Source organism: Haloferax prahovense DSM 18310 (assembly GCF_000336815.1).
Lineage (GTDB): Archaea > Halobacteriota > Halobacteria > Halobacteriales > Haloferacaceae > Haloferax > Haloferax prahovense.
The window spans coordinates 248560-262234 of record NZ_AOLG01000054.1 but is presented as its reverse complement, the minus strand read 5'-3'; the positions used below and the strand labels follow the sequence as shown (position 1 = coordinate 262234).

General features: G+C 68.1%; 18 protein-coding genes and 1 tRNA gene. 8 read left to right on the top strand and 11 right to left on the bottom strand.

Annotated elements, in window-relative coordinates:
* Window positions 1-140 precede the first annotated feature (140 nt).
* The 5 genes from C457_RS17165 to C457_RS17145 all read right to left on the bottom strand — a co-directional run bounded on the left by C457_RS17165 (window position 141) and on the right by C457_RS17145 (window position 4583).
* Window positions 141-213, bottom strand: a tRNA-Arg gene (locus C457_RS17165).
* 62 nt (window positions 214-275) lie between these two features.
* Entirely contained in the window at window positions 276-1742 is a 1467-nt protein-coding gene (locus C457_RS17160) for an MATE family efflux transporter (RefSeq protein ID WP_304999687.1), read from the bottom strand.
* A 209-nt stretch (window positions 1743-1951) separates the two neighbouring features.
* Entirely contained in the window at window positions 1952-2533 is a 582-nt protein-coding gene (locus C457_RS17155) for a 2Fe-2S iron-sulfur cluster-binding protein (protein ID WP_049913683.1), read from the bottom strand.
* A 161-nt stretch (window positions 2534-2694) separates the two neighbouring features.
* Entirely contained in the window at window positions 2695-3594 is a 900-nt protein-coding gene (gene gnd, locus C457_RS17150) for a phosphogluconate dehydrogenase (NAD(+)-dependent, decarboxylating) (protein WP_008096639.1), read from the bottom strand.
* 116 nt (window positions 3595-3710) lie between these two features.
* The gene (locus C457_RS17145; RefSeq protein WP_008096637.1) at window positions 3711-4583 is read right to left on the bottom strand and encodes an ATP-grasp domain-containing protein; all 873 of its coding nucleotides are present in this window, start codon (window positions 4581-4583) and stop codon (window positions 3711-3713) included.
* A gap of 141 nt (window positions 4584-4724) precedes the next feature.
* On the opposite strand from C457_RS17145, the gene C457_RS17140 reads away from it, so the two are divergent.
* Both C457_RS17140 and C457_RS17135 read left to right on the top strand, forming a co-directional pair.
* Window positions 4725-5819, top strand: coding sequence for an aminopeptidase (locus C457_RS17140; protein ID WP_008096635.1), 1095 nt, complete (start codon window positions 4725-4727; stop codon window positions 5817-5819).
* 116 nt (window positions 5820-5935) lie between these two features.
* Complete coding sequence (locus C457_RS17135; protein WP_049913682.1) at window positions 5936-6433, top strand: high-potential iron-sulfur protein; 498 nt, start codon at window positions 5936-5938, stop codon at window positions 6431-6433.
* 3 nt (window positions 6434-6436) lie between these two features.
* On the opposite strand, the gene C457_RS17130 is transcribed toward C457_RS17135, so the two are convergent.
* Window positions 6437-6739, bottom strand: a complete 303-nt coding sequence (locus C457_RS17130; RefSeq protein ID WP_004976476.1) for a rubrerythrin-like domain-containing protein — start codon at window positions 6737-6739, stop codon at window positions 6437-6439.
* 155 nt (window positions 6740-6894) lie between these two features.
* Between C457_RS17130 and C457_RS17125 the strand changes: the two genes are divergently transcribed.
* The 3 genes from C457_RS17125 to C457_RS17115 are packed head-to-tail and all read left to right on the top strand — an operon-like array spanning window position 6895 to window position 8241.
* Window positions 6895-7296: a 30S ribosomal protein S6e gene (locus tag C457_RS17125; protein WP_004976475.1), complete on the top strand. Its 402-nt coding sequence runs from the start codon at window positions 6895-6897 to the stop codon at window positions 7294-7296.
* Between the two features lie 24 nt (window positions 7297-7320).
* Window positions 7321-7758 carry a DUF7112 family protein gene (locus tag C457_RS17120; RefSeq protein WP_008096630.1) on the top strand — a complete coding sequence of 146 codons (438 nt, stop codon included), beginning with the start codon at window positions 7321-7323 and terminating at the stop codon, window positions 7756-7758.
* Window positions 7759-7812: 54 nt separating this feature from the next.
* On the top strand, window positions 7813-8241 hold the full coding sequence (locus C457_RS17115; protein WP_008096628.1) for a DUF5807 family protein: 429 nt from the start codon (window positions 7813-7815) through the stop codon (window positions 8239-8241).
* 45 nt (window positions 8242-8286) lie between these two features.
* Here C457_RS17115 and C457_RS17110 read toward each other — a convergent pair whose 3' ends face one another.
* Together C457_RS17110 and C457_RS17105 are read right to left on the bottom strand one after the other, a co-directional pair.
* Window positions 8287-9552, bottom strand: coding sequence for a DHH family phosphoesterase (locus C457_RS17110; RefSeq protein WP_008096626.1), 1266 nt, complete (start codon window positions 9550-9552; stop codon window positions 8287-8289).
* 103 nt (window positions 9553-9655) lie between these two features.
* Entirely contained in the window at window positions 9656-10117 is a 462-nt protein-coding gene (locus C457_RS17105; protein WP_004976471.1) for a universal stress protein, read from the bottom strand.
* 101 nt (window positions 10118-10218) lie between these two features.
* Here C457_RS17105 and C457_RS17100 point away from each other — a divergent pair, with 101 nt between their 5' ends.
* On the top strand, window positions 10219-10674 hold the full coding sequence (locus C457_RS17100; protein WP_004976470.1) for a universal stress protein: 456 nt from the start codon (window positions 10219-10221) through the stop codon (window positions 10672-10674).
* Between the two features lie 36 nt (window positions 10675-10710).
* On the opposite strand, the gene C457_RS17095 is transcribed toward C457_RS17100, so the two are convergent.
* Both C457_RS17095 and C457_RS17090 read right to left on the bottom strand, forming a co-directional pair.
* Complete coding sequence (locus tag C457_RS17095) at window positions 10711-11265, bottom strand: GNAT family N-acetyltransferase (protein ID WP_008096624.1); 555 nt, start codon at window positions 11263-11265, stop codon at window positions 10711-10713.
* The gene (locus C457_RS17090) at window positions 11262-11630 is read right to left on the bottom strand and encodes a universal stress protein (RefSeq protein WP_004976468.1); all 369 of its coding nucleotides are present in this window, start codon (window positions 11628-11630) and stop codon (window positions 11262-11264) included. Before C457_RS17090 ends, C457_RS17095 begins: the two co-directional genes overlap by 4 nt.
* 121 nt (window positions 11631-11751) lie before the next feature.
* On the opposite strand from C457_RS17090, the gene C457_RS17085 reads away from it, so the two are divergent.
* Entirely contained in the window at window positions 11752-12516 is a 765-nt protein-coding gene (locus C457_RS17085) for a DUF5806 family protein (protein ID WP_008096620.1), read from the top strand.
* 49 nt (window positions 12517-12565) lie between these two features.
* On the opposite strand, the gene C457_RS17080 is transcribed toward C457_RS17085, so the two are convergent.
* The gene (locus tag C457_RS17080; protein WP_008096618.1) at window positions 12566-13087 is read right to left on the bottom strand and encodes a DUF7529 family protein; all 522 of its coding nucleotides are present in this window, start codon (window positions 13085-13087) and stop codon (window positions 12566-12568) included.
* Window positions 13088-13211: 124 nt separating this feature from the next.
* Here C457_RS17080 and C457_RS17075 point away from each other — a divergent pair, with 124 nt between their 5' ends.
* Window positions 13212-13664, top strand: a complete 453-nt coding sequence (locus tag C457_RS17075; RefSeq protein ID WP_008096615.1) for a hypothetical protein — start codon at window positions 13212-13214, stop codon at window positions 13662-13664.
* Window positions 13665-13675: the final 11 nt, after the last annotated feature.

Genomic DNA, 13675 nt, shown 5'->3' with positions numbered 1-13675 from the left:
CGGTTGGTGGGAAAATATGCGGATTCGACGGTTAGAGCACTCGCTCTTTGGTTCTAAAGCGTTCCAGAACTGTACGGACCCGACGGGAGTCACGTGAGCGTCAGCGAGCGTGACTACGTCGGGGGAGTGAGCGAAGCGAACGGACCCGACGGGATTTGAACCCGCGACATCTTGGTCCGGAACCAAGCACTCTGTCCACTGAGCTACGGGCCCTCAGCGGAGAGAGCTACACGGCACCGACGTAAAACCGTTGTGGAACCCACGCCGGCGGCCGATTACGTTCCGGTCGCGTCGGCGTCGACGACGCTGTGTTTCCACGTGCCGCGGGTGAACCACGCCGTGGCCGCAATCGCGCCGAGAATCTGTCCCACGGCCATCCCGAGCCAGATGCCCGTCTCGGCGAACCCGAACTGGAACGAAAGCAGGTAGACGATTGGCACGCGGCCCAACCAGAGCGCGAACAGCGAGAAGCCGAGGGCGGTCTTCGTGTTCCCCGCGCCGCGGTACGCGCCGAGGACGACTTGGAGGACGCCGATGAAACCGAATTCGAACGCCCGGATGCGGATGTACTCGACGCCGAGGTCGATGGTCTGGGCGGCCGACGCGGTCCCGGTTTGGAGGAAGAACGCGACGACGGGTTCGGCGAAGACGTAGGCGAGCACGCCGGTGACGAGCATGACGCTCGCGCCGACCTTGGCGGCGAGCCAGACGGCGCTCTCGGCGCGGTCGGGTTTCTGTGCGCCGAGGTTCTGGCCGACGATGGTGTTCGTCGCTCGTCCGAGGCCGAGCGCCGGGAGGAACACCAGCGACGTGAGGCGGTTGCCGAGGCCGAACGCGGCGACGACTTCGGGGTTGAACGTGACGACCATCGCGGTGAGTGTGATGAAGCCGAGGGCGGTGGCGGACTGCTCGATGGCGCTCGGGACGCCGATATCGACGATTTTCTTGATGTACTCGAACTGCGGGCGGAAGTCGCCGAGCTGCACGTCGGGGCCGGCGCTCGTCCCGAAGATGACGTAGATGCCGATGATGGTGGCGACGGCGCGCGAGAGAACCGTCGCGTACGCCGCGCCGGCGACTTTGAACCCATCAAAGCCCGTGGCGGTGAAGAGGCTCGCCTGAAGGCCCTCTAATCCGAGCATCGAAAACAGCGGATTGGCGTCGAAGCCGAAGATGAACACGGGGTCGATGACGATGTTGATGACGACGCTGATGAACATCACGACCATCGGGGCGCGGGTGTTGCCGTAGCCGCGCATGAGCGCGGAGAAGACGAAGAAGCCGAAGAGGAACGGCAGGCCGAGGAAGAACACGCGCATGTAGTCGCCGGCGAGGGGGATGACCTGCCCGGCGGTCGCCTCCGAGCTCGGGAGGACGCCGAGCATCGCGTCGGTGGCGAAAAAGCCGATGACGCCGACGACGACGGCGATGACGGTGATGAACGTGAGCGTCTGCCCGGCGACGGTCCCGGCGGAGCCCTCGCTTTTCGCGCCGGTGTACTGCGCGACGAGCGTGCTCCCGGCGACGGTGAAGCCGCCACCGACGGAGATGAGCAGGAAGATGAGGGGAAATGCGAGGCTGATGGCGGCGACGGCGTCTGTCGAGAGCCGACCGAGCCAGACGGTGTCGGCGAGGTTGTACGCCACCTGGAGGAGTTCGGTGACGATAATGGGCCACGCCAGTTCGAACATCGGCCGTTTGAGGTCGCCTTCGGTGAGGGAACCTCCTTCGGGGAGGGACACTGAACAGGTGAGACACGCGGAGACCGTTTGAAAGCGTCGATAGGCGTCTTCACCCCTCGAATTCACCTCGCCGACAAGCGGGAGCGACCGGGAGCGACAGCCGCGAACCGTGAACCGCGAACCGCGACCCTCGGTGCCGAACGGGACGGGCGCGGCTCACCGAAACGGGTGGCGTCGAGAGAAACGGTGGGTGGTTGCGGTTCGTCGCGTTACGGCGCTTCGCCGGTCTCGATGGCGAAGTCGGCCTTCGGGTAGGCGACGCAGGTGAGCGTGTAGCCGTTGTCCATCTCCTCGTCGGAGAGGGTCTCCTGCGTGTGGTGCGTGATGTACTCCTCTGCCGGGCCGTCGGTAATCTTCGCGGCACAGGAGACACAGGAACCCTGCCGGCACGCATAGGGGAGGTCCATTCCGGCGTCTTCACCCTGGTCGAGCACCGTCTCGTTGCTCGCCAGTTCGATGGTCTCGCCCTGCTTGACGAACTCGACTTCGAAGTACTCGACTTCGTCTTCGGGCATGTCGGCGGGGCTCGGCTCTTCTTCCGCCTCCTCGCCTTCGAGTTCGGCGCCCTCTTCGCCGCCCGCGACCGCGGCGACGCCGCCGCCCCCGCCGATGGAACGGTTCATCGGCTCGGGGAAGTCGGTCTCTGCGACGGTCGCCGCGCGGCGTTCGAGGACTTCCTGTGTGATGTCGGCGGTCGGCTCCCAGCCGGTGCCCTTCGAGTAGTGCAGGGCGACGGCGAGGAGTACCAGGACCAATCCGGCCCCGACACCCACCAGACTGATGACTGCCATACCGGCGGATATGGAGGGAGGGGTTAAGGAAATTGTGATTGTGGCGGCACCCGCGGGCGGTCGATTTCACCGCCGAGACGCGGGTCTCACGCGGATTCCCACAATATCGAGGCCGCCCCCGGTATCGCGGTCGCGCCGACGGGGGCCGGCGTCAGACCCCGTCAGTCGTCCTTCCGCGCGACCTCGTGGCGGCCGAAGCCGTACCGGAGCCGGTTGGCGAGGCGACGGGAGAAGCGGTCGTCGGCGCGGGAGCCGAACCGCTCGGCGAGCGACTGGTAGATGAGCGGGACCGGGACCTCCTGTTCGAGCGCCTCTTGGACCGTCCACGTGCCCGTCGAGCCGCCCGCGACGTGGTCGTCCACGTCGCCGAGGTCGCTTCCCTCCTCGCGGAACGCCTCCTCGCAGAGTTCGAGGAGCCACGAGCGGATGACCGCGCCGTTGTTCCACGTCTGCGCGACCGATTCGAGGTCGAGGTCGTACCGGCCCTCGGCGAGCAGTTCGAAGCCCTCGCCGTACGCCTGCATCAGCGCGTACTCGACGCCGTTGTGGACCATCTTCACGTAGTGGCCGGAGCCCGACTCGCCCATGTGGCCGTGGCCGGCGGGGCCGGTCGCCACTGCGTCGAAGACGGGAGACAACTCGTCGTAGGCCCACTGCGGGCCGCCGACCATGAGCGAAAAGCCGAGTTCGGCACCGGCGGGGCCGCCGGAGGTGCCGCAGTCGAGGTAGGCCGCCGAGCACGCCTCGGCGCGTCGCACGGACTCCTCGAAGTGGGAGTTGCCGCCGTCGACGACTACGTCGTCCCCGTCGAGATGCGGGTCGAGGTCGTCGAGGGTCGCGTCCACCGCGTCGCCCGCGGGGACCATGAGCCAGATTCGCTTGTCGTCGCCGAGCCGGTCGGCGAGGTCGGCGACGCTGTCCGCGGGTTCGGCACCCGCGTCGGCGGCCGCCGCGACGGCTTCCGCCGAGAGGTCGAAGGCCACGACCTCGTGCCCGGCATCGAGCACTCGGTCGACTACGATGCGCCCCATCCGGCCGAGGCCGATGACGCCTAGTTGCATGCGTCGGCATCGTCCGCGGGGGGTGGTAGTGGTTGTGGTTTGGCGCGTGCGCGGTCGCCGTCGAGACCGACCGCTCCGCCGTCGGTCCCGACCGCTCCGCCGTCGGTCCCGACCGCTCAGAGCCGCGCCAACAGCGCCTCGGCCAATCGGTCGCCGGCGTCGTCGTCGGTTCGGAAGAACAGTTCGGGCTCGATGAGTTCGACTTCGAGGAGGAGGAAATCGTCGCCGCGCTCCACGCCGTCGACGCGGGCGTACAGCGGCGGGTCGCCCCCGAGGTGGGCCGAGACGGCGTCGACGACGCGCCGGGCATTGTCGAGCAGCGTCTCGCTCGGCTCCTCGACGTGGACGCTCCCGCCGTGTTTCTCTTGGACGCGGTAGTCGCCGGGCTCGGGGCGCTTGACCACCGCGTGGCTGAACTCGTCGCCGAAGAAGACGAGCGACCACTCGCCGTCTTCGATGTCCGGCGCGAACTCCTGAACCAACACGTCCTTTTCGGCGACGAGGTCGTCCACCCACGGCTGGGCGTCGGCGGCCTCCGCGCGGCTCAACTGTCTCGTCTCGAACGCGCCCGCGCTCACGGCGGGCTTGACGACGAGCTCGTCCCACCCTCGCGTCTCGAAGACGGCTTCGAGGGACACGTCGCCGCCGCGCTCGACGTACTCGGTCGGCAGCGTCGAGACGCCGGCGTCGGCGAGGTCCCGCAGGTAGAACTTGTGGCTGTTCCAGTCGAGCGTCGTCGGCGGGTTCCACACCGCGCAGTCGGCGTCGGAGAGGCGGTCGACCCACGCGGCGTAGGCCCTCGGATGCCGGTAGTAGTCCCAAATCGACCGGACGACCACGGCGTCGAAGCCGTCCCAGTCGACCGACTCGTCGGACCAGACGACCGGCTCCGCCGCCACGTCACGCTCCCGGAGCGCCGCGAGGAACGAGGCGTCGTCGTCGACGAGTCCGGGGAGGTCCTCGGAGGTGGCAAGTGCGATGGAAGTCACGGGGGTGGATGGCAGACATCGGGCGATAAGCGTTCTGTAACGCTCGGTCCGTTCGCCGCAATCACCGCTTTCGGGACCGCGGTCGGGCGGCTTCGCGGCCGCAGACGCCGACGTTTTTACCGCCCCGCGCGAGGCTCGGGTATGGACGAACGCATCCACGAGCACGCCGCGGTGCTCGTCGACTGGAGCGCGCGAATCGAGGCCGGCGACGACGTGGTCGTCTCCGTCGGTGAGGGAGCTCACGACCTCGCGGTCGCCGTCGCCGACGCCCTCGGCGAGCGCGGCGCGAGCGTCGTCACGACCTACGCCTCCGAGGAGGTCCAGCGGGCGTACCTCCGCGCGCACGACGGCGACTTCGACCTCCCCGAACACGAACTCGCCCTCTACGAGACCGCCGACTCGGTGCTCTTCCTCGGCGGCACTCGCAACACGGCGGCGACCGCCGACGTGCCGACCGAGACGCGGCAGGCCTACGGCCGCGCCACGAGCGAGGTCAAAGAGGCGCGCATGGACACCGACTGGGTCTCGACGGTCCACCCCACCCGCGCGGCGGCCCAGCAGGCGGGCATGCCGTTCGAGGAGTACGCCGACTTCGTCTACGACGCGATTCTCCGCGACTGGTCGGAACTCGCCGACGAGATGGCGAACATGAAAGACGTGCTCGACGCCGGCTCGGAGGTGCGCATCGTCAAGGCGGACACCGACCTCACGATGTCAATCGAGGGCCGCACCGCGGTCAACTCCGCGGCCTCCGTCGCCTACGACTCCCACAACCTCCCGTCGGGCGAGGTGTTCACCGCACCCGTCGAGGACGCGGTCGAGGGCGAGGTGTTCTTCGACGTGCCGATGACGCTGGAGGGCCAGCGCGTCGAGAACGTCCACCTGACGTTCGAGGGCGGCGAAGTGGTCGACTTCTCCGCGGGCGCGGGCGAGGACGCGCTCGCCGGCATCCTCGACACAGACGAGGGCGCGCGCCGCCTCGGCGAACTCGGCATCGGGATGAACCGCGGTATCGACCGCTTTACCGACAGCATCCTCTTCGACGAGAAGATGGGCGACACCATCCACCTCGCGGTCGGGCGGGCGTACGGCGCGTGCCTCCCCGAGGGCGAAGACGGCAACCAGTCCGCAGTCCACGTGGACATGATAACCGACATGAGTGAGGACTCGCGCATCGAGGTCGACGGCGAGGTCGTCCAACGAAACGGCACGTTCCGCTGGGAAGACGGGTTCTGAGCCCTCACACCGACGGTTTCTGAACTCGCCGTCTGCTGGGGTTGAGACGGTTAAGATACCATGTTCAACGGTAACTTTGCGCTTACTAAAACCGTCTGAGGACGTAGCTGTCGGCTATGGCGCGATTCGGCCGAACGAGGCGGCGGTTCCTCGAACTGGTGGGGAGTGGTGCGGTAGTGGGTGTCGCTGGCTGCCTCGGTGGTGGCGGCGAACAGGAGACGGAGACGACAACGACAGCAGAGGAGACGGACGACGACCACGACGAGGAACGTCCCGAGGGCGTCTCCGCGGAGGAGTTCGAACACGGCCCGGTTCCGGAGGCCTACCGGACGGCGCTCTCGCAGGCGAACGAGCAGCGGGACCCTGAGAACCTGTTCACGAAGGAGGCGGTCAAGTTCCAGGAGGCGGACGACGCCGTCGAGGCGGGCCTCACCGAGGCCGGACGAGACTGCGGCAACTGCGCCGAGTACATCCCCGACAAGAACGGCGACGGCTTCGGTGCCTGCGCGAAAGTCGAGGGCTACGTCGACCCCGCAGACTGGTGTTCGCTCTGGGAGTCTATCGAGGAAGCCGAAGGCGAGACGGGCGGAGACGAGACCGCATCCGTCGCGTGAGGCTCACTCCTGAGCCACGCCGATGTTCTTCAGCGACCCGCCGCACCGCGGACAGACCTGCTCGTAGACGCCGTGTCCCGAGCGGTGGCCGCAGGCGGTACACTCGTACCACGAGCGCTCGACGAGCGTCGTCGGCTCCGCCTCGACTAACATCTCCGTCCGGCGTTCGACGAGCGCATCGGTCCGGCGCTCGACCAACTCCGTCGGGGGCCGTTCGACGAGGTCTGTCGGCTCGGGACCGACCAGCGCCCTGGATTTGGCTTTGACGAGGTCTGCAGGCTCACGAGTGGTGATATCGTTGCTCATGAGACGATATACGCAGTGTCGGATGTTAACTCTTGCCAGCACCTGTCGTTCCTCCCTGACGCCGCCGAATTCGGCCGTTTCGCCCCGATTCGGCGGGTACGGTCCCGAGACGCGCTTTCGACGTACTTTTTATCCGCGACCGTTTTCATCCGCGCATGGCAGAATTCATGGTCGTCGTCGCCGACCCCGACACCGGTGCGACCTACCAAGTCGACGTCGAAGGACAGGACGCAAACCGATTCCTCGGCCGCGACCTCGGTGACGAGGTCGACGGCGCGGCCGTCGGTCTCGACGGCTTCACGCTCGAACTGACGGGCGGTTCGGACAAGGCCGGCCGACCGATGCACCCCGACGTGCCCGGCGGCGCGCTCAAGGAAATCCTCGCCAAAGACGGCATCGGCTACAAGCCGTCCCGCGACGGCGAGCGCAAGCGCGTCACCGTCCGTGGCCGCGAGGTCTCCGGCGAGACCGTCCAGATCAACGCGAAGGTCGTCTCCGGTGAGGGTGACGTCGCCGCCGCCTTCGGCGAGGGCGACGACGAAGAAGCGGACGAATAACGCCGTCTCACTCCTCTCTTTCCCGTGCCAGAGCAACTGCCCTCCGACCATCCGTCGGTCCAGACGTTCCGCGCGAACATCGCCCGGAGCGGCGGTACCCGTCGCCCCTGTCTGCGCGTCCCCGACGACGTGACCGCCGAAGACGGCGATTTCGTTCGGCTCCACCTCGACGGCACCGCCTATCACGCCCGCCTCTCGGCCGACGCCTCGGGGCTCGTGATTCGCGGCGCGTACGACAACAAGCGCCTCGCGCGCACCCCGAACAACGGCGAGAATCGGCTCGTCGAGTGGTGCCGAGAACACGACCGGGCCGACGGCGACGCCGTCGAACTCGACGAACTGGACGACGGCTACCAGTACGGCCTCCGCGTGCCGGGCGTCCGGCAGGTGTACCGCGTCACCGAGCGGCCGAACGACTCGCTTTCGAGCATCGCCGAGAAGTTCGGCCTGTCCGACGAGTGACCGGTCGCACTCCGAGACACGCCGCTTTTACGCGCCGACCGCTCTAGGCGGGGTATGAGCAAGGTAACGGAGTACCTCGCAGGCGAGCGCCTCGACGACGTGGCGCTCTATCTCACCCACGAGTACCTCGACAGCCAGGGCAAGCTCCCGAACATGGGCGTCGAAGTCGAAAACGGCTACGTCCTCGTCGTCCCCGGCGACGACGGCCGCCGGGCCTTCGCGGCCGGCACGGGCATGGACGCCATGGAGTTCGCCCAGACCGCCATGGGCAACGACGGCGACATCGACGACGACCTCAGCGGCGGCACCTGCCCCGAGGCGGCCTCCGAGGAGAACCACGAGGTGAAGTTCATCTTCTCGTTCGCCGAGGCGCAAAACGAGGAGGTCGGCGGCATCTACGAGGAGGGCGACGTGGTCCACGCCTACGCCAAGTGTACCTGCGGAACGACGTACTCCGACCGCTGGGTCGTCGACGACGCGTAATCGACCTCCGTTTTTCCACGCCGCGTTTCGAGTTCGGCTTCGACGTTAGCGCTCGGTCTCGACGCCTTCGTCGTCCGCCTCGTCCGCGTCGTCGGTTTCGGCTTCCGCTTTCTCGACCGCGTCGGCGACCTGCTCGAACGCCCGGAGGATGACGCGCTTCGTCGTCGCGCCCTGCGTCGTCCAGTGGTGGGCGTAGTCGAGCATGTCGTCGTAGATGTCGGGCTTACAGCCGGCGGCCTTCGGGTGGCCGCCGCCGTTGACGAGGTCGGCGACCTCGTGACAGCGCTCGAAGTCGTCGGAGCCGCGGATGCTGGCGCTCCCGGCGGGCTTGACGACGACCGCCGCGTCCGCGCCCGCCTCGCGGAGGGCGTCGGCGACCTCGTTCTGGGAGCATCGTCCGTAGGTAACGCCGACCGTCCAGTCGCCGACGGTCTTCAGTTCGGCGCGGTCGACGGCGGCTTGGATGAGGTTCTCCTTTTCGACGCGGCGGTGGGCGATGTACTCCTCGACGACCGGCGGGAGGTCCGCGCCGTACGCGCCGACGACGGCGACGTACTCCTCTTTCGAGGTCCAGTAGGCGTAGTCCGCGAGGTCCTGACTCCGCTCGTCTTCGTTCAGCCAGAGGTCGTGGTCGCGGGTGACGGCCGCGAGTTCCGAAAAGCGCTCGTCGAACTCGTAGTCGAGTTCGCGGAGCGTCACGTCGGTCGAACACTCCTCGTCGGACTCACCGACGACGAGGTCGACGCCGGCATCGCGGACCGCCTCGGCCACCTCGGGCTTCCACTGGTGGTGGTCGTACCAGTGAATCTCGCCGGCGGTCTCGACGAGCGCGGCCAGTTCCTCCTCGACGTACTCGAACTTGTCCGGACAGAGGTCGCAGACGTACACCTCGACGCCCTCGGGGGCGTAGTCGGCGACGCGCTGGAGGTCGTCTTCGAGCGAGTACGGGCTCGACCCCATCAGCGCGACCGGCGATTTCGGTCGCTCTTCTTCCTCCTCGTCTTCCTCGGCGAGGGTGGGTTCCTCGTCGTCTTCGTCTTCGTCCTCGTCGCTGAGTTTCTCCTCGATTCGCGCTTCGAAGTCGGCCACGTCGAGGGCCGCATCGTAGGCTTCCCGGAGGAGGGCGACGCAGCCGAGTCCGTCGGCGTCGGTGTCGGTGACGACCGCGACCGACGCGTCTTCGAGTTTCTCCTTGGCGCGCTCTTCGGCGCGTTCCTCGTCGAACGAGTCGGGGTAGAAGAATCCGGCTCCGGGGAGCACGGACTTGCGGGGGAGCGAGAGCTGAGAACTGTCGATGAGCTCGTCTTCCATACGCCGAACTCGGGCGCGACGGGGAAAACTCCTCCCGATTCCGTCGGCGGCGACCACATCGAGCGTCTCGCGGCCCGCGACCGAACCGAGTCCCGCAGCCCACTCAGGCGGCCTCGTCGCTCAGTAAGGAGTCCGTCGTCCCCTCTTCCAACTGGCGGACCGTCAGCACCGGCACCGGACAGGTCCGGACGACGCGCTCGGCGACGCTCCCGATGAGAAAGCGGTTCTCGCCGTGGCGGCCGCGGGTGCCCATGGCGACCGCGTCGGCGTCCACCTCGCGGGCGTAGTTCGAAATCTCGGCGGCGGGGCGGCCCTCTCGAACCGCGAGGGTCACGTCGCGGTCGGTCGCGGCCTCGACCTCGGCGAGCGCCTCCTCGCCGCGCTCGGTGAGCGCGTCGCGCATCTCGTCGCGGAGTCGCTCCGGCGCGGTCTCCACGTCGCCGGCGTCGACGACGTACAGCGCGTGGACCGACGCGTCGAACCGCTCTGCGAGGTCGACCGCGACGCGGACCCCCCGGCGGACGCTCGCCGAGCCGTCGGTGGCGATGACGATGGTGTCGAACATGCCTACGGGTTCACAGTGGGGCGGCATAAAACCAGTCTGGGACGACCGACCGTCGGGACCGTGGGGTGAGTTTTTTGTCGTCGCCCGACGCAGGTGGGGACATGTCACCGCGCCCGCTCTCTATCGACCTCGTTCTCGTGCCGGTCGACCAAAGCGACGAGGCGACGCGCGCGGCGGAGTACGCCGCCGCCGTCGCGGCCGAGTACGACGCCGCGGTCCACGCCGTCCACGTCCTCGGCGAGGACGTCGTCCGCGCCATAGAGCAGGGCGTCGTCGACGAGGACGCCGTCGCCGAGGACAGCAAGGCCGTCACCGACACGGTCTCGGCCCTCGCCGACGAGGCCGACGTCCCGGTCACCTCGTCGGTCGCCTACGGCTTCTCGCGAACGAGCAAGCTCCGCCACCCCGGAAGCGTCGTCCTCGACACCGCAGAAGAGCTGAACGCGGACTTCATCGTCGTGCCCCGAGAGCCGGTCTCGGGCGACCCCGGCGAAGTGCTCGCCAAGGCCGCCGAGTACGTTCTCCTGTACGCCAGCCAGCCCGTCCTCTCGGTCTGAACCGCAGGTCGTTGTCGCCGTGACTCGCCGTCGCCCTCAACCTCCCTCGTCGTCCGGGGGTTCGGCGAGTCGGATGGTCATCTCCAGCTCGAAGCTCTCTGCGTCGCTCGTTTCGAAGCCGACGGTCTGGTAGAGGCCGACCGCCGCGCGGTTCCAGCGCTCGACCGTGAGCCACACCTTCTCGACGCCGGACACCCGGCCGTAGCCGAGCAGCGCCTTGATGAGCCGCGTGCCGATACCGGCGCGCTGGTACGTCTGGTGGACGAAGATGGCGAGTTCGTAGGCGTCACCGTCGGGGACGAGCGTCGCGTGACCGGCCACCTCGCCGCCGTCCCACGCGATGACGTTCAGGCAGTCCTCGTCGAGGATGTTCTCCAGCCAGTCGCGGATGCGGTCCTCGCGCCCCGGCGGGATGCCCTGCGCCCGGTCCGAGGGGTCGAACGCGTCGTACATCTCGACGAGCGCCTCCATCTCCTCGTCTGAGCCGTCGTAGGCGCGCACCTCGATGGTGCGGTCTTCCCTGTCGGTGAACGACAGTGGCGGCGCGTCGTACGGGTCGGCGACGGCGTCGGAGAACGTTCGGTCGCTCATCGTACTAGGGTGACGGTCACGTGGGAGTTCAGCAGGACGAACTCCGCGATGCTACCGATCTGTATCTTCCCCATCGGACTCGTCTCGCCGCCGCCGAGCACTAGTTGGTCGAACCCCTCGTTCTCGGCGAGGTCCACGAGGGCGCTCCCCGCGTCGCCGTCGAGCAGACGGACGGTCGCTTCGACGCCCCGTTCGTCGAGCAGTTCCGTCACCCGCGTTTCGATGTCCTCGCGCGAGCGCTCGACCGACGGGTTGTCGACGATGGCGACCGTGAGGTCGTCGTCCACGTTGGCCGTCCGTTCGACCGTCTTTTCGAGCGCTCGGATGGAATCGTCGCTGCCACCGATTCCGAGCAGTACCTTCATGATTCCCAATCTCGCGGTCGCGATAGAAAACCCTTGCCCGGAATCGGGGGGCGACACCCCCGCCGGCGGGGGGACCGCACGTCGCGGAACCCTTTTCGGCCGTGCCGCGGTAGCCCGCGGTATGACAGACGAGTCCGACGAGTTCGAGACGGGCGCGAGCGACGCCGAGGAGGGGGCTCGCCCCGATGCGGACACGCGAGCGGAGGCGGACGAAGCGGCGGCAGACGCGGCGGCGGCAACTGCGGAGTCCGCCGCCGGTACCGAGAGCGCTCCGGCCGACGATGACGCGACCGACTCCGAGGCCGACGAGGTCGCGACCGACTCCGAGGCCGACGCCGCCGGAGCGGGTTCCGACGCTGAAGGTACTGAGGACGCCGAAGACGCCGTTCCGGAGGACGTACAAAAGTACGCCCGGTTCAAGAAAGTCGACGGCGCGCAGTACGACCGCGTCAACGACTTCCTCCGCCAGCGGACCTACGTGACGGCCCGCGAGTGGGCCATCGCGCGGCTCTGCGCCGACTTCCGAACCGAGACGGGCGTCGAGATGACGAAAATCGGGAACAACCTCCCCGAGCTCGTCCCCTTCATGACCGACACCTACACCCCGCAGGCGGTCAATCAGGCTCGCTCGGCGTTCCGAGACAAGGTCCGGAAGTCGGGAGCGACGTTCCTCTACGGCGCGATGTCGGGATTCTTCACGGCCGAGGAACTCGACGAGATGATGTACGAGGTGACGGAAATCGCCAAGTTCCTGCTCGAAGTCGAGGGCGTCGACCTCTCGGTCGAAGAGGAACTCGAAGCCGAAGAGCGCATCTCCAGCGTCATGCGCGAGGTCCGCGAGGCGAGCACGGAACTGCGACAAGAAGAGCTGTCGGACGAGGAGTGAGCCCTCGCGGCCGGGGTCGGTTCGGAGCCAACTCCGCGCCGACTCGGGGTCAGGGGAAAAGCGGGTCCGGTTCCGACTGGACTAACTCGACGCGTCGGTCCGCCTCGACCGGCCGGACGTAGAGGCGCAGTTCGCCCTGTTCTCGCGCCTTCGTCGCCATCGCGTCCACTCTGTCCAGCCCGTAGTACAGCGGGACGACGACGGCCTTCGACGCCGCGGCGTCCTGGACGACTGAGACGACGAACACGGTGTCGTCCTCGCGGGCGCGGTACACGTCGTAGCGGTCGAAGGCGGCCGATTCGACCCACGTCGACAGCGACTCGAACTCGCTTCCGGGGACGAGCACGTCGAAGCCGACGCGCTCCGTCGCCTCGGGGAGGGTCGCCGGCGGCAGCACCGTCACATCGCCGGGATGGAGCACGAGCGTCTCCCAGCCCTCGTCTTCGTACTCGGCCGCGGTCGCCTCGGCGTCCTCCACGACCGTCTCCCAGAACGACAACAGTCCCGTGAGTGCGTGCGGTTCGTCCGCGTTCGGGTCACGACCTCGGGGAGGCGTCTGCTCGTCGGTCATGCGTGTCACTCCCTCGGGGTGTCGGACGGGAAAAGGATTCGCTTGCATCGGGGTCGTCCGACTCCCGGCCGACGCCCCGGCCGCGACGGAACTGCTATCTGTCTCCCCGCAGACAGTCGGCCCGATGCGATGGTCGCTCCGCGCGGTCCTCGGCTCGCTCCAACTCCCCGTCGCCGGTGTCGGGGCCGCGCTCCTCGCGTTCGTCTGGCGGACCGCCGTCACGATGCCTCCGCCGCCGCCCGGAAGCGACGGCTTCGCCCACGGGCTCGCGGGCTTTTTCCTCCTCGTGTTCGGGCTCGTCGGCTTCGTCCTCCTCGCGGGCGGCCTGCTCATCCCGCCGGGACCGGGCTACGGCGTCGAGTTCACTCGCAACCAGCGCTGGCTGTTCGCCTACGCGCTGGTCTCGCCGGCCCTCGCCGTGGGCGGCTTCCTCGCGACCGTCGTCGCGTCGTCAGCGCTCGGCGGACTCGGCGGTCTCGCCGGGTCGGCCGTCTCGCTCGTCGTCCTGACAGCGCCGCTCGCGGTGCTCGTCGGCGTCGGCTGGAAAGGCGCGCAGGTCGCGGCTGCGCGGTTCTGACGGGCCGGCCC